Raw genomic sequence first — 14577 nt, forward strand, 5'->3', positions numbered from 1 at the left:
ACCTCCTTCCCCGCCTGAAATAATTAACGATTTGAATACCCTACTAATTTTTACCGCGTGCCCGGCAAAATTGGCGACGGTAACCCCTTGTATTGATCCGGCTATAGCGGCTTACTGGCCGCCCCTGAAACTGACCGGATACCCAGATGAGCCTGCTACTGCGCGCCTCTGCGGACGACCAGAGCGCACAGCAGCAAGCCGTCGTCACTCTTACCCTCGGCATCTTTTTTGACGGCACGGGCAATAACGCGCTGAACGCCCGCAGCAGTCTGGAGACGGGCGGCCCTGCGCCGGAGGACAGCGAAGCGCTGGCGGCCTGGCGGCAGGCCGCAAAGCAGACGCTGGGCTTTCGCGATAGCGCCCTCGGCAGCCATATTGGTCACTACACCAACATCCATCGGCTGCATTCGCTGTACGCTACCGACCTTGCGGGTGGGCAGAGCCAGCAGCGTCTTTATATCGACGGCATCGGCACGGAAGCGGGCGCGGCGGACAGGGCGCTGAATATGGCGTTCGGCACGGGCAGCCGGGGCATCGTGGCGAAAACCAACAAAGCCGTTGCCGCGCTGGTTGAGGCGCTGCGCAATTACGCTATCCGCCAGCCGAACCTGGTTATCAACGAGCTGCAATTCGATCTTTTCGGCTTCAGCCGGGGCGCCGCCGCCGCGCGCCATTTTGCCAACCGCGTGTTTAATGGCGACAGCGCCCTTATTGAAGCGATCGAAAGAGGGCTGGAGGGCGTGGAATATCGCGGTTCGCCAGCCGGGAAAACCCGTTTTCTGGGCCTCTTTGATACGGTAGCCGCCGTGGCGACGCTGGCGAACGGTCTGAACCCTAACAGCGCGGACAGCGGCGACGTCAATCTGGCGCTGCGGCCCGGCGTGGCGGAGAAAGTCTTTCATCTTACCGCGCAGCACGAATGCCGCTTTAACTTCGCGCTGAACAGCGTGCGGCCTGCCTGGCCTGAGGTGGCGCTGCCGGGCGCCCATTCGGATATCGGCGGCGGCTATCACGCTGTCGAACAGGAAAGCTGTTTTCTGACCCGCCCGCAGTTTGAAACCGTGTCGCTCTCTACCCCGGACGAAGAGACCAGGGTCTACCGCGCCGCCAGCAAAGCGCTGGAGGCCCTGCGCGGCTATCCGGCGATTGCGCCTTACGTTGATAACGGCGAGGTAGAAATACGCAGCTGGTTTGACGACAGGATGCCCGCCGATCGCTACGGAATGCTGCAAAAACGCAGCGGCGCGGCGGCGGTACTGCGGCGCACCGTGCGCAACGACTGGGCGAAAGTGGCGCTGAGGGTGATGATGGAGGCGGCCCGGGCGGCGGGCGTGGTATTTACCGCTATTGATGAAGCCGACCAGGCGCTGGCGCTACCGGATAAGCTGCTGCCGCTGTGTGACAAAGCGCTGGCGCTGAGCCATGCCGCTCGCCACGGGCGGGAAGCGGTCGGCTTCAGCGAGGAGGAAATCGCTTTACTGGCGGCAGACTATCTGCACTGTTCGGCCAACTGGAACGAGGTGCAAACCGATGCTGACGGCAACATTATTCATGCCGTCAGGCCGGTTGAGCAGGGGGCTTTCGTTAATCGTCCCGATAACCGCTGGCGGCGCACGGTGTACGATCTTAACGGCAAAAAAATGACCTGAGCAAAAAGGGGCATCGGCCGATGCCCCTTCCGCTATTGCGGATAGGCCACCCAGTCGCCGCCGTTCAGCCGGATCCACGGCTTGCCCTGATACATCATCACCACCGCGTTGTCGTTTTCCGACACCACCTGCGTTTGCGGCAGGTTTTCGGTCAGCACCGACATATTGACGTTGGCGGCGTTGAACACCTGGCCGTCCACCACGCGGGAAACCAGATTGGAGAGCGCCAGCAGGCTGGTCGGCGCCTCCACGGTCATCGGCTGCGCCTGGTGCGGCGCTTTCATCCCGGCAAACTTAATGCCGACGGGCACGTGCGTGATGTTCGGGCTGGGAATATCGCGCAGGCCGGACATCTGCATTTTATCGCCCTCCAGCGCCGCGCCGTGCTCCGGCACGATCATCACCATTACCCGACGACCCGATTTATCCAGATTGGTCAGGAAGGTATCAAGCTGATCGAACAGCAGCTTAGCGCGCGGCTGCCAGGCGGCGGTTTTGGTGCTGCCCAGCTCGCGGGTGCCGTCGTGCAGTGGGATCAGGTTATAGAAGGTGGCGGTGCGGGCGTCCGCGCTCTTCTGCCGTTCATCCAGCCAGCGCTGCATCAGTTCGCCGTCGTTAAAGACCGGCGTGCTGTCGAACGAGGTCCAGGACGCGCTGATACCGGCCTGCGACATCAGCGGCGCCTGCAGATCGCCATCGTCGCGCAGCTCCTGCAAATAGTTACCGAACACGCCGGTATGATCCATCATCAGCTGCTCTTTAAAGCCCAGCTTTGCCAGGTTATCGAACAGATAGCAGCGGCGATCGGTCGGCTTATAAAGATCGCTGTGCGAGGTTTGGCCGCAGCTGGCGCGCAGCAGACGGATCCCCGCCGGGCCGCTGTAGCCGGTGGCGGAGTTATAGTTGTTCAGCACGATATCGAAATGCTTCCACAGCGGATGATCGCGTAGCTGAGCCACTTCCGCATCGGACCACGAGAGCGAGCAGATGTTGACGATCAGAATATCGAACGGCGCTGAATCGGCAGGCAACGTGTCGGGAAAAGTCGTTACGCGCTGTTTTTCGCTGGCGTAAAACTTATTCAGATAGGCGGTCAGGTTGGCGCTGGTCGGCGGCGCCGACTGATCCATCGCGTTGGCGTTGGCCGCGGCTTTGTTCGGCTGCGCCGCGGTATTCAGCGCCACCGGCGGCGTCGCCTCTTTGGTCGGCAACAGCGCGAAGGAAGGCCCGGCCATATTGACCACGTTGATCCACAGCAGCATCAGCGACACCAGCACCGACACGCGCACCCACTGGGAGACAAACAGATAGATCACCAGCATCACGAACCCGGCGCCAATCATCTGCCAGTTAACGAAACGGTTAACCAGATCCAGCAGATAGGCGCCGGAGAAACCGGCCAGCTGGCTGCCTTCGCTGAGAATACTTTGCGGGCCGGGCAGCCAGGTATCGTGCCAGAACAGGCCCAGGCCGATGGGAACGGAGATCCAGTTGCGCCAGCGGTGCAGCCGCTCGTTGGGCAGCGGCAGCAGCAGCCATGCCAGAAATACCAGGTTGGTCAGGGCGTGGAAATTCAGATAACCAAACCACAGCAGCGCGAATTTGATCAGGAAATAGAAATTCCAGCCGCCGAGACCGCGCCAGTGCAGCAGGAGCGTTGGCTTTCGGGTCTTTGGTTGACTCATGTCTTATCCGATTTTGAAGAGTTACGCCGCCAGAGGCCTTCGTACTTCAGCGCGCGAGGCGGCGTGACCCGCAGCACCAGTCCCCGCCACTGCCTGGGCAGCCAGCGGGCGTAAAAGGGTTTCAGTAACAGCAGCAGCAGCACCGCCAGGATCAGGATTTGCACTCCATCCATTAATGTCATGTCGTGGTGTCCTGGCCAAGGGTGATATTGTGCGGCTGACGGCGCGCCTGCGGAGCGGTCACGGCCGACGCCGACGGCGCGGCGACAGGCGCGGGCGCATCCCGCCAGGCGGTCGGCACCTTGCTGGTCAGCTGGCGGACTTCCGACAGGATCTGCAAGTCTTCATGCCAGACCAGCCGGTTGGTAAAAATCTCGTCGTGCGGCAGATGAAAAATAAATTTCAGTGCGGTATTCAAATCGCTGAAGCGGCAGGAGGAGAGAAACAGATAGAGCCGGTCGTCCAGCAGGGTAACCAGATCGCCGTAGCGACGCGGCTTACACAGCGTCAGCGCCTGCTCCGGCTTCAGCTCCGGCACGGGACGCAGCGCCACCAGCAGCCCTTTGCCGTTTTCCGGCAGCAGCGTATTGTTCACCAGCAGCGTCACCGACTGGCAAAAGTCCGCCAGCGGCAGATAGCCACGCGCCTGCAAAGGCTGCATCGACTTCATCAGCGCGCTGAGATCGCCCGGCACGTGGCGGTTATAGGATTGTCCCTGAATGCCTTCCAGCATGGTCAGAAAGCGCGACATGGTGGCGTTGATCGGCACGATGCTGTTGACGCCGCAGGCCAGCAGCAGCCGCTCGTCGCTGTAGCGCAGCGACGCCCGCATTTCCCGCACCACAATTTTCAACCCGCTGCCACGCGTGCGGCGCAGGCTATGGATCTGTTCCGCCAGCGCCGGGATCTGGTCGTTGTGCTGTAGGCTGAAAATCACCGTTGCCGCGCTGGCCTGCTGCGCGCGGTTGTGCAGTTCCGCATTGCTGTCAAACAGCGTCCACTGGCTCGACAGCGGCGGCGCGCCTTCCAGTACTGTTTTCTCCGCCAGATAGAGCGCTTCGTCGTTCAGCGTCAGCGGCGTGCTTTGCTCTGCCTCCAACAGCCTGAAGTGGTCCATATTCAGATCCAGACGTAATGCGCGATCGGCCAGCATTCCGCCGCTGTTAGCCCACCAGTTGATGCGGTAATCCCAGCAGTCCTGCTGCCAGTCCAGCTGCGCCAGGCCATCGACATGACGATAAAGACTTTGCAGCCGGGTGCGCAGCGCGTTGATTACTGAACCAAAGCTAATGATTAGCAGCGTGATGGGTTTAGCATTAAGAAAGTGTTGTATCTTTTTTGTCCACAGCCGCAGCTCGTCCTGACTTAACTTTTCCCACAGGGAAGCGGGGGCAAAAAACAGGACCAGACGAGGTTTTTCTGACAACACGCGAGCCAGATCGTCGGTAAAAGCGTGCAGCGCCCGACGGGTCTCCGGCAGAGAGAAAAGCGGGATGGCCGCAGGCCCGCCGACGGGCGCGGGCGAAAGCAGCGTATCCGGCGCCAGGCCTGACGCTATCAGCGTAACGGTATGCTGCGCGGCGATACACTGACGGGCCAGACAACGGGCGTCTTCCTGACGGTTGGCCGTCAGCCAGTAACATCCCGACGGCTGCATCAGCATCAACTCATCTCTGACCTGTTCAAATCCTAACGTAAATGGAGGTGTCATAAGATATTTCGCAACCCGGCTTGTTCTACGGCTAGAGTGTAGTCCAGTTAAAAAATGAAGTAGCATCATTGTATTCTGGCTAATATACATTACAACTTATAGCAAACCGACCTGCGCCCGACCTAAGAATTTTCTTGCTCGGGGGGAATTTTTTGCTGCCTTCTGGGGCTATCTCTATGAGTCAACAGTCTGACAAAACGCGGCCGCTGGCGCGTGGAACCCAGGACGATATTGCGCAACTGGAACGCGCTTTTTCGCTACAGAACTGGCGCTATATCGATATCGATCGCCAGGAAAGGCTGGCCGGGATCCTGGACCGCTGGCCGCTGCTGGCCGAGCTGGCCGATCCTACGTCGTCCGGAGAGCAGTAATGGCGGTGATTGCGCTACAGAGCGTCAGAGGCGGCGCCGGGGCGACCTCGTTGACCGCTGCTTTTGCCTGGGCGCTCAATCAGCTGGGCGAACAGGTCATTACCGTCGATTTATCGGCCGATAATCTGCTGCGGATGCACTTTAATATGCCGGTGGGGCAGTCGCGCGGCTGGCTGCGGGCGGCCATGGACGGGCAGCCGTGGCAGCAGAGCGCGCTGCGCTACGCGCCGGGGCTGGATTTTGTGCCTGCGGGGCGGCTTAACGACGATGAACGGATGGATTTTATTCGCCATCCGGAAAAATACGCCCACGCCTGGCTGACGCAAATCGACGCGTTAAGAAAGCTCTACCCCTGGATCCTGCTCGACGTGCCCTCTGGCGATACGCCCTGGACGCGAGCCATGGTGGCGCTGGCCGACCATATCCTTAGCGTGGTGACGCCGGACGCTAACTGTCATATTCGTTTGTTTCAGCAAACTTTCCCCACCAACACGCTGTTTCTGCTCAATCAGTTTTCTCCGGTCAGCAAGGCGCAGCAGGATCTGCATCAGCTTTGGGTCAACAGCCTGAACAACTTTATTCCTTTAACCCTGCATCGTGATGAAGCGGTGGCGGAAGCGCTGATGAGCAAGCAGCCGCTGGGCGAATACCGGCCGCACAGCCTTGCAGCGGAAGGCATGATGACCTTCGCCAGCTGGGCGCTGATTAATCTGCAGGCGCGCGCATGAGGCCGCTGCACTGGCTGTTGATGCCCGCCGCAACGGCGGCGCTGCACGAACGCTACGCGGGCTATCGCCAACACGGCGCGTCGGCGGCAACCGCCGCGCTCCAGTGCTTCTGGGTCACGCTCGGCTGGGCCTTTCTCCGTTTTGAAACGCCAGCCTGGCAGCGGGTTCAGGCGCAGCGTCGCCGCCTTTATCCGCATATTTCGCCGGAAAGGCCGCATCCTGCGGATATTTTACGCTATCTGCTGCAAACGCTGTGGCTGCTGCTGGTGGTTCCTTTTAACGGCGTCTCGCTCAGCGAGCGTGCAGGCCGCTATACCCTGAGAACGCCGCGCCAGCGCTTCTATAACTGGCTGGACAAGCTGCCGGAAAAAGCGGCCGCGCGCGACATGGAAAAGCGGGTTGAACGCCAGCTGCGTCGCGTGCCGCCAACGCTGCGTAAAGCGCTGTTCGGCGTGGCGATTGCGATCGCTACGGCGCTGGCGCTGCTTTGCATCTCGCAGCCGTTCGATCTCTTTACGCAGTTTATCTTTGTCGCGCTGCTGTGGGGCGTGGCGATGGTGGTACGGCGCATCCCTGGCCGCCTGTCGACCATGATGCTGATCGTGCTGTCGCTGACGATTTCCTGCCGCTATCTGTGGTGGCGCTACACCTCGACGCTGAACTGGGACGATCCGCTGAGCCTGACTTTCGGCGTGCTGCTGATCGCGGCGGAAACCTATGCCTGGGTGGTGCTGATCCTCGGCTATTTTCAGACCCTGTGGCCGCTTAATCGTCCGCCGGTGTCCATGCCGGAAGATATCAGCAGCTGGCCGACGGTAGATCTGCTGGTGCCGACCTATAACGAGCCGCTGAGCGTGGTGAAGCCCACGCTGTACGCCGCGCTGGGGATCGACTGGCCTAAAGACAAGCTCAATATTTACGTGCTGGATGACGGCAATCGCGAGGAGTTCCGCGCCTTTGCGGAGAAAATCGGCGTGCACTACGTGGCGCGTCCAACGCATGAACATGCCAAAGCGGGCAATATCAACCATGCACTGCGTACCCATTGCCGCAGCGAGTTCGTGTCGATTTTTGACTGCGACCACGTGCCAACGCGCTCGTTCCTGCAAATGACGCTGGGCTGGTTTGTGAAAGACCCCAAACTGGCGATGCTGCAAACACCGCACCACTTTTTCTCGCCCGATCCTTTTGAACGCAATCTGGGCCGCTTCCGCCGGACGCCGAACGAAGGCACGCTGTTCTACGGGCTGGTGCAGGACGGCAACGACGTGTGGGACGCTGCGTTTTTCTGCGGTTCCTGCGCGGTGATCCGACGTACCGCGCTGGATGAAATCGGCGGCATCGCGGTGGATACCGTGACCGAGGATGCGCATACCTCGCTGCGCCTGCACCGCAAAGGCTACACCTCCGCCTATATTCGTATTCCGCAGGCGGCCGGGCTGGCGACAGAAAGCCTGTCTGCCCATATCGGGCAGCGCATCCGCTGGGCGCGCGGCATGGTGCAGATTTTCCGACTGGATAATCCGCTGACGGGCAAAGGGCTGAAGCTGGTGCAGCGGCTCTGCTACGCCAACGCCATGCTGCACTTCCTTTCCGGCATTCCCCGGCTGATCTTCCTGCTCGCGCCGCTGGCTTTTCTGCTTTTTCACGCCTACATCATTTTTGCCCCCGCGCTGGCTATCGCCATTTTCGTGCTGCCGCATATGCTGCACACCAGCCTGACCAACTCGCGTATTCAGGGCCGCTGGCGACACTCGTTCTGGAGCGAGGTCTACGAAACGGTGCTGGCCTGGTATATCGCGCGGCCGACCACGGTGGCGCTGTTCAATCCGCATAAGGGCAAATTCAACGTGACGGCCAAGGGCGGCCTGGTGGAAGAGCAGCATCTCGACTGGGTGATCACCCGACCCTATATGCTGCTGGTGCTGATTAACGTCGCCGGTCTGATAGCTGCCGTCTGGCGGCTGAACTATGGCCCGCCCACGGAAATCCTGACGGTGCTCGTCAGCGTGGTCTGGGTGATTTACAACATGATTATCCTGGGCGGCGCGGTGGCGGTTTCCGTCGAGGCGCGCCAGCTGCGTGAAGCGCACAGGGTAGAGATCGCCATGCCGGCGGCGCTGGCTCGTGAAGATGGCCATATGCTGCCGTGCACGCTGCGCGACTACTCCGACGGCGGCGTCGGCCTGGAGCTGCGCGAGGAAAACCAGCTGAAGGAACATGAAAAGGTCTGGCTGCTGCTGCGGCGAGGCCAGCAGGAATTCAGTTTTCCCTGTGTGGTGCAGCGTACCTTTGGCCGCCGTGCCGGGATCCGCCTGCATGAGCTGACTACCGGACAGCACGTGGAATTTATCCAGTGCACCTTCGCCCGCGCCGATACCTGGGCGCTGTGGCAGGACAGTTTTCCTGAAGACAAACCGATGCAGAGCTTCGCTGACATTATGGTGCTGGGCTTTAAAGGCTATCTGCGCCTGGCGGAGTACGGCCCGCAGCCGCTGCGCGGGCTGTTTGCCGGGCTGACGCGTCTGACCAGCTGGCTGGCTTCCTTTTTCCCGAGGGGCCCAGGGCGACCCGATCCCACGATCCACTGACGCAAAGTTGATGATGAAACGATGACGAGAAAACTACGCTGGTTCACTGCTGTTCTGATGGGCGTTATGCCGCTGACCTGGGCGGCGCCCGACTCTGCGCCGCTGCCGATGACCGCTACGGACGCGCCTGCCGCGGCCGATCCTGCCGCGCCGGTCGCTGTCGATCCCGCCGCGCCGGTACGCGACGTGACGCGCACTTTTGCCCAGATCGCGCCGCCGCCGGGCGTTTTCACGCTGACCGGCACCCGAACCCAGGGGCAGATTGAATTCGGCGTGCGCAGCGACGAGCTGGTGACCAAAGCGCTGCTGACGCTCAGCTATCGCCCTTCGCCTGCGCTGCTGCCTGTGGTTTCGCATCTTAAGGTCTATCTGAACGATGAAATGGTCGGACTGGTGCCGATCGCGCAGGATCAGGCAGGCAAAACCAGCCAGATCCAGCTGCCGCTGGATCCGCGTTTTATCAGCGACTTTAACCGCGTCCGGCTGGAGCTGGTCGGCCACTACGCCAATATGTGCGAAAACCCCGCTAACAGCGCCGTCTGGCTGGATATCGGCAAGGAAAGCTCGCTGGCGCTGACGCTGCAAAAGCTGCCGCTGCAGGACGATCTCTCGCATTTCCCGGAGCCGTTTTTTGATTCGCGCGATAACCGTCCGCTGATCCTGCCGATGGTCTTTGCCGGCGCGCCGGGCCTGGGGCAGCAAAAAGCCGCCGCCGTGCTGGCTTCCTGGTTCGGCACCAAAGCGGACTGGCGCGGGCAGTCGTTTCCGGTGCTCTATAACCAGCTGCCGGAGCAGCAGCACGCGGTGGTGTTTGCCACCAACGACCAGCGGCCGGACTTTTTAAAAACGCTGCCGCCGGTGGATAAGCCGACCATCGCCATCGTCAATCAGCCGCAAAATCCCTGGGAGAAAATGCTGCTGGTGATGGGACGCGACGATAACGATCTGCTGAAGGCGGTGCAGGGGATTGCGCAGGGCGAGGTGCTGCTGCGCGGGCAAAGCGCAACGGTGGACGAGGTGAAAGAGCTGATGCCCCGCAAGCCGTATGACGCGCCGAACTGGGTGCGCACCGACAGGCCGACCACCTTTGGCGAGCTGCAACAGTATGCCAACCAGCTACAAAGCGACGGCCTACAGCCGAACCCCATTGCGCTGACGCTGAAACTGCCGCCGGATCTCTTCCTGGTGCGCGCGCGCGGCATCGATATGAATATCACCTATCGCTACACCACGCCGATGCAGGAAGACGGCTCCCGGCTGGCGGTTAACCTGAACAACCAGTTCGTGCAGGATTATCCGCTGTCGGGCAAGCACGACAACGGCAGACAGCTGCTGCGCATCCCGCTGGTGCAGGGTCTGACCGACAGCAGCACCCAGTTGACCATTCCGGCGCTGCGCCTGGGCGTGGTAAACCAGCTGCGCTTCGACTTCGATTACGCCAGCCTCTTTTACGGCGGCACCTATAACAGCGCCACGAAAGAGAGCCGCTGCGCCACCGTTACCCCGGTGTCCAATCACGTGGTGATTGATGATAACTCCACTATCGATTTCTCCGGCTACCGCCACTATATACAGATGCCGTCGCTGCGTGCCTTCGCCAACGCGGGTTTCCCTTTCAGCCGCAATGCCGACCTGGCACAAACGCTGGTGCTGGTTAACGCGCGGCCAGAGGCGGACAAGGTCAGCGCGCTGCTGAACGCGCTGGGCAATATTTCTGCGCAGACCGGCTATCCGGCGCTGAAAGTGAAAATGACCGATGACTGGAGCAAGGCGCAAGAGCAGGATGACGATCTGCTGATGATTGGCGAAATCCCGCAGACGTTGAAGGACGACAGCAAAATCAACCTGCTGGTGGATGCGGCGAAAAGCTGGGTCAACAAGCCTAATCGCCAGAACGACTTTTCCACGCGGCCTCTGTCGACTAACGACATGTACGCGGAAAGCCAGACCACCATCAGCTCCAGCGGGCCGATGGCGGCGATCGTCAGCTTTAAATCACCTTTCCACGACCAGCGAAGCGTGGTGGCGCTGCTGGCGGACAGTCCTCGCGCCTGGCAGCTGCTGAACGGCGCGCTGATCGACAGCGGTAAACGCGCGGCGATTTTCGGTTCGGCCTCGGTGATCCGGGAATCCGGCGTGAACAGCCTGCGCGTGGGCGACACCTGGTATATCGGCCATCTGCCGTGGTGGGAGCGCGTCTGGAACGCGCTGGCCACGCATCCGATTATGCTGGCCGCGTTTGCCGCCGTGGTGGTGATCCTGTTCGCGCTGCTGCTGTGGCGTTTAATGCGCAGCATCAGCCGCCGTCGCTTAGGCGATGAGGACGATCTGTAATGAACCCGCACTGGCTGGCACCCGCGCTGCTGCTGCCGCTGAGCGGCATGGCGGCCGAGACGGCGCAAGTTTCGCCCGTTGACTGGCTGCTACAGCAGGTGCGCGTCGGCGAAGCGACCAACAAGTTCGATCTGGTCAGCCAGTCGCTTTATCGGCTGGAAAAGATTGCGCCGGACAATCCGCAGGTGCTGGCGGCGCAGATCCGTCAGGATTTGCGCTCGGGCCAGCAGGATCGGGCGCGGGAAAGGCTGACGCGACTGAAAACAATCGCCCCCGACGCGGTAGCCACTCGCCAGGCCGAAGCGAGCCTGTTGCTGGTTGCCGAAGAAGGACGGCAGCAGCTACAGCAGGCCAGACTGCTGGCGGCTTCCGGCCATCTTCCCGAGGCGCGAGCGGCCTGGGACAAGCTGTTCCACGGCGTGTTTCCTTCCAGCGATCTCGCGCTGGAATACTGGCGGCTGGTGGCTCGCCTGCCCGAGCAGCAGCCGCTGGCCTTAACGCAGCTGGAGGCGCTGGATCGGGACGCGCCGGGCAACGTCAATGTCAAAATGGCGATTGCGCAGATGCAGCTTGGCGACAACCGCGCGGCCGCGATTAAGCAGCTACAGGAGGTCGCCAACGAACCGGCGGGAAGGACGCAGGCCGCCGAGCTGTGGCTGAACGACATCAGGTCGCAGCCGGTTACCTCACAGACCGTGGCGCAGCTGCAAACCTATCTGCGCACCTTCACCAGCGATAAACCGCAGGCGGACGGTCAGCTTGAGCTGGCGCGGCAGGAGCAAATGCTGGCGGATCCCGCCTATCAACAGCGGCTGCGCGGACTGGCGCTGATCGATAAAGGCGAGAGCACGGCGGCGATCCCGGCGCTGCGGGCGGCGCTACAGGCCAGCCCCAACGATCCCGATCTGCTGGGCGCGATGGGTCAGGCGCTGTCGCGCGCTAACAAACGTGAAGAAGCGGACGGCTATTTTCAGCGCGCCGTGGCGGCAGATGCGCAGGGCACGGACATCGGTAAGTGGCAAAGCCTGCTGCAATCCAACCGCTACTGGCTGGCGATTGCCGCAGGCGACAAAGCGCTGGCGGCAGGCGACGTTCGCGGCGCGACGCGGAGCTATCAGCAGGCGCAAGCTCTGGACAACACCGACGGCTACGCGCTGATTGGCCTGGGCGATGTGGCGGTGGCGCAGAAAAATGCCGACGCCGCCGAGGCGCTTTTCCGCCGCGCGCGCCAGCTTGATCCGGACAACGCCACGGCGACGCAGCGGCTGGTCACGCTCTATCAACAGCAGTCGCCGGAAAAGGCGCTGGCCTTTATCAACGGCCTGCCTGCGGCGCAGAAGCGCTCGCTTGGCGCGACGCTCGCCAGCCTGCGCAGCAGCACGCTGAGTGCGGAAGGCGATAAACAGGCGGCGGCCGGGCGCTGGGCAGAGGCGGCGGAACAGTATCGCCAGGCGCAGCAGGGCGCACCGGATGATATCTGGCTGAACTATCGGCTGGCGGGCGCGCTGCGTCAGGCGGGCCAGCCTCAGGCGGCGGATCGGCAGATGGCGGCAATGGCGCAGCGCCAGCCCGGCGTGCCGACGCAGGCCTATGCTTACGCGCTCTATCTTTCCGGCAGCGATCGCGCAGAGGAGGCGATGCGGCAGCTTCAGGCTTTGCCCGCCGCAAAATGGGACGCGAACATTAAGGCGCTGAACGATCGGCTGGAAACGGACAGGGTTATTGCCCGCGCCGAAGAGCTGCGCGCCAACGGCCAGGAAAGCCAGGCCGTTGCCCTGCTGGGCCAGCTGCCGCCTTCCAGCCGCATTGCGCTGACCGAGGCGGACTGGGCGCTGGCGCGCGGCGATGCGCAGCAGGCGCTGACGCGCTATCGCGACGTTGGCGAGAAAGAGCCGCAGAATAACGACGCGCGGCTGGGCGAAATCGAAGCGCTGGTGGCGTTAGGGGATCTGCCCGCCGCCAAACAGCAGTTGCAGGCTTTACCGTCGGCCGTAGCGGAAGCCAGCGTCAATACCGGACGGCGGGTGGCGAACGCGGCGCAAAGCGTCGGCGATACCGCCCGCGCCGCCACGCTGTATGGCCTGCTCAAGCCAAAGGCGGCGCAGGAGATGCCTTCGCAAAGCAGCGCGCTGGTGTTTCGCGATGCGGCAAGGCTGGAAGCGGCGCAGAACGATCCTGCCGCCGCGCAGTATGATTATCGTCAGGCGATGGTCGCCAGCGGCATCGCTACGACGGCGCCGCAAAGCACCGAAGACTATACGCGGCTGACGCGCAATAACGAGCAGGATGACTGGCTGAAGCGCGGCATCCGCAGCGAAGCGGCCGATCTGGCGCGCCAGCAGGACACCACGCTGACGCTGGCGGAGGATTACGCCAGAAATAAAGGCACCGGCGGTGTTTCCGATTTCACCGCGCACACTACTATGGCGCAGGCGGAAACGCCGTTCGGCCAGGGCAAAGGCTGGCTGCGGCTGGATAACGTGGATATTTCAGCGGGCACCTTCTCGCCCAACAGCCTCGGCAATATTGATGAAAATTTCGGCACCTGCGCCAATGCTGACGCAACCTGCAACCGGGATTTCCGCCAGCATCAGAACGGCACCAGCGTTGGCGTCGGCTACAACAGCGACAAATGGTCGGCGGATATCGGCACCACGCCGCTGGGCTTTGAGGTAACCAACTGGGTTGGCGGCTTCACCTGGAACACCAGCCTGAGCGATCTTGGCGTGTCGCTCACCGCCTCCCGCCGTCCCATTTCCAGCTCGCTGCTGGCCTACGCGGGCGCGCGCGATCCCAATACCGCCAGCGGCAAAACCTGGGGCGGCGTGGTCGCCACCGGCGGCGCGGTGGGCCTGAGCTACGACAAAGGCGGCGCGCACGGCGTCTGGGCCGATATCAGCGCCCATCAGATCACCGGTGAAAACGTCAAGGACAACGCCCGTGAACGGCTGATGGTCGGCTACTACTATAAGCTGCTCAACGAAGACAACCGACGGGCAACTATTGGCCTGAACGGCATGTTATGGCACTACACCCGCGACTTAAGCGACTATTCGCTCGGCCAGGGCGGCTACTACAGCCCGCAAACCTATAACTCGCTGTCGGTGCCGCTCAATTACCGTCAGCGCACGGAAAACTGGTCGTTCGACGTGGGCGGTTCGGTTTCCTGGTCCCACTCCCGCACCCACGCGCAGTCGCGCTATCCGTTAAGTTTCGGCGCGCTGACCAGCGATAATCCGCAGGGCACCAGCAGCAGTAGCAGTGGCTTTGGCTATACGCTGCAGGCGGCGGTAGAGCGTCGGTTAAGCGCGCACTGGACGCTGGGCCTGGGAATGGATATTCAGCAGGCGGAGGACTATACGCCCAGCCACGGCATGATTTATCTGCGCTATTCCATGGCGGGTTGGGAAGGCGATCTCGATATGCCGTCGCAGCCGCTGACGCCTTATGCGGACTTTAAATAGCGATCTGTGTTGTCCGAGCGCCGATTTCCTGTCGGAAAACACCT

At 61.9% G+C, this 14577-nt stretch carries 9 protein-coding genes; 6 read left to right on the plus strand and 3 right to left on the minus strand.

Annotated features, from left to right (window positions below; translation table 11 throughout):
* The first annotated feature begins 146 nt into the window (after positions 1 to 146).
* A complete protein-coding gene (locus AB3U87_RS15895) occupies positions 147 to 1649 on the plus strand; it encodes a T6SS phospholipase effector Tle1-like catalytic domain-containing protein (RefSeq protein ID WP_394149693.1) in 1503 nt (500 codons plus the stop codon).
* A gap of 32 nt (positions 1650 to 1681) precedes the next feature.
* Here AB3U87_RS15895 and bcsG read toward each other — a convergent pair whose 3' ends face one another.
* The 3 genes from bcsG to bcsE are packed head-to-tail and all read right to left on the minus strand — an operon-like array spanning position 1682 to position 5045.
* On the minus strand, positions 1682 to 3334 hold the full coding sequence (bcsG, locus tag AB3U87_RS15900) for a cellulose biosynthesis protein BcsG (RefSeq protein ID WP_394149695.1): 1653 nt from the start codon (positions 3332 to 3334) through the stop codon (positions 1682 to 1684).
* Positions 3331 to 3516, minus strand: coding sequence for a cellulose biosynthesis protein BcsF (gene bcsF, locus AB3U87_RS15905; protein WP_253456500.1), 186 nt, complete (start codon positions 3514 to 3516; stop codon positions 3331 to 3333). The genes bcsG and bcsF overlap by 4 nt, the downstream gene beginning before the upstream one ends.
* On the minus strand, positions 3513 to 5045 hold the full coding sequence (bcsE, locus tag AB3U87_RS15910) for a cellulose biosynthesis protein BcsE (RefSeq protein ID WP_369895388.1): 1533 nt from the start codon (positions 5043 to 5045) through the stop codon (positions 3513 to 3515). The genes bcsF and bcsE overlap by 4 nt, the downstream gene beginning before the upstream one ends.
* 176 nt (positions 5046 to 5221) lie before the next feature.
* On the opposite strand from bcsE, the gene bcsR reads away from it, so the two are divergent.
* The 5 genes from bcsR to bcsC are packed head-to-tail and all read left to right on the plus strand — an operon-like array spanning position 5222 to position 14533.
* Entirely contained in the window at positions 5222 to 5416 is a 195-nt protein-coding gene (gene bcsR, locus AB3U87_RS15915) for a cellulose biosynthesis protein BcsR (protein WP_369895389.1), read from the plus strand.
* A complete protein-coding gene (gene bcsQ / locus AB3U87_RS15920) occupies positions 5416 to 6144 on the plus strand; it encodes a cellulose biosynthesis protein BcsQ (protein WP_253456491.1) in 729 nt (242 codons plus the stop codon). The genes bcsR and bcsQ overlap by 1 nt, the downstream gene beginning before the upstream one ends.
* Positions 6141 to 8735 (plus strand): UDP-forming cellulose synthase catalytic subunit, encoded by a 2595-nt coding sequence (gene bcsA, locus AB3U87_RS15925; protein ID WP_394149698.1) that lies wholly within the window; start codon positions 6141 to 6143, stop codon positions 8733 to 8735. Before bcsQ ends, bcsA begins: the two co-directional genes overlap by 4 nt.
* A gap of 21 nt (positions 8736 to 8756) precedes the next feature.
* Positions 8757 to 11069 carry a cellulose biosynthesis cyclic di-GMP-binding regulatory protein BcsB gene (bcsB, locus tag AB3U87_RS15930; protein ID WP_394149700.1) on the plus strand — a complete coding sequence of 771 codons (2313 nt, stop codon included), beginning with the start codon at positions 8757 to 8759 and terminating at the stop codon, positions 11067 to 11069.
* Complete coding sequence (gene bcsC / locus AB3U87_RS15935) at positions 11069 to 14533, plus strand: cellulose synthase complex outer membrane protein BcsC (RefSeq protein WP_301251497.1); 3465 nt, start codon at positions 11069 to 11071, stop codon at positions 14531 to 14533. The genes bcsB and bcsC overlap by 1 nt, the downstream gene beginning before the upstream one ends.
* The last annotated feature ends 44 nt before the right edge of the window (positions 14534 to 14577 follow it).

Source organism: Erwinia plantamica (assembly GCF_043420595.1).
GTDB classification, from domain to species: domain Bacteria; phylum Pseudomonadota; class Gammaproteobacteria; order Enterobacterales; family Enterobacteriaceae; genus Erwinia; species Erwinia aeris.

Bases quoted from the DNA above. Each gene is read 5' to 3' on its own strand.
- AB3U87_RS15895 (WP_394149693.1), top strand. From the start codon at position 147: ATGAGCCTGCTACTGCGCGCCTCTGCGGACGACCAGAGCGCACAGCAG.
- bcsQ (WP_253456491.1), top strand. From the start codon at position 5,416: ATGGCGGTGATTGCGCTACAGAGCGTCAGAGGCGGCGCCGGGGCGACC.
- bcsR (WP_369895389.1), top strand. From the start codon at position 5,222: ATGAGTCAACAGTCTGACAAAACGCGGCCGCTGGCGCGTGGAACCCAG.
- bcsG (WP_394149695.1), bottom strand. From the start codon at position 3,334: ATGAGTCAACCAAAGACCCGAAAGCCAACGCTCCTGCTGCACTGGCGC.
- bcsF (WP_253456500.1), bottom strand. From the start codon at position 3,516: ATGACATTAATGGATGGAGTGCAAATCCTGATCCTGGCGGTGCTGCTG.
- bcsA (WP_394149698.1), top strand. From the start codon at position 6,141: ATGAGGCCGCTGCACTGGCTGTTGATGCCCGCCGCAACGGCGGCGCTG.
- bcsC (WP_301251497.1), top strand. From the start codon at position 11,069: ATGAACCCGCACTGGCTGGCACCCGCGCTGCTGCTGCCGCTGAGCGGC.
- bcsE (WP_369895388.1), bottom strand. From the start codon at position 5,045: ATGACACCTCCATTTACGTTAGGATTTGAACAGGTCAGAGATGAGTTG.
- bcsB (WP_394149700.1), top strand. From the start codon at position 8,757: ATGACGAGAAAACTACGCTGGTTCACTGCTGTTCTGATGGGCGTTATG.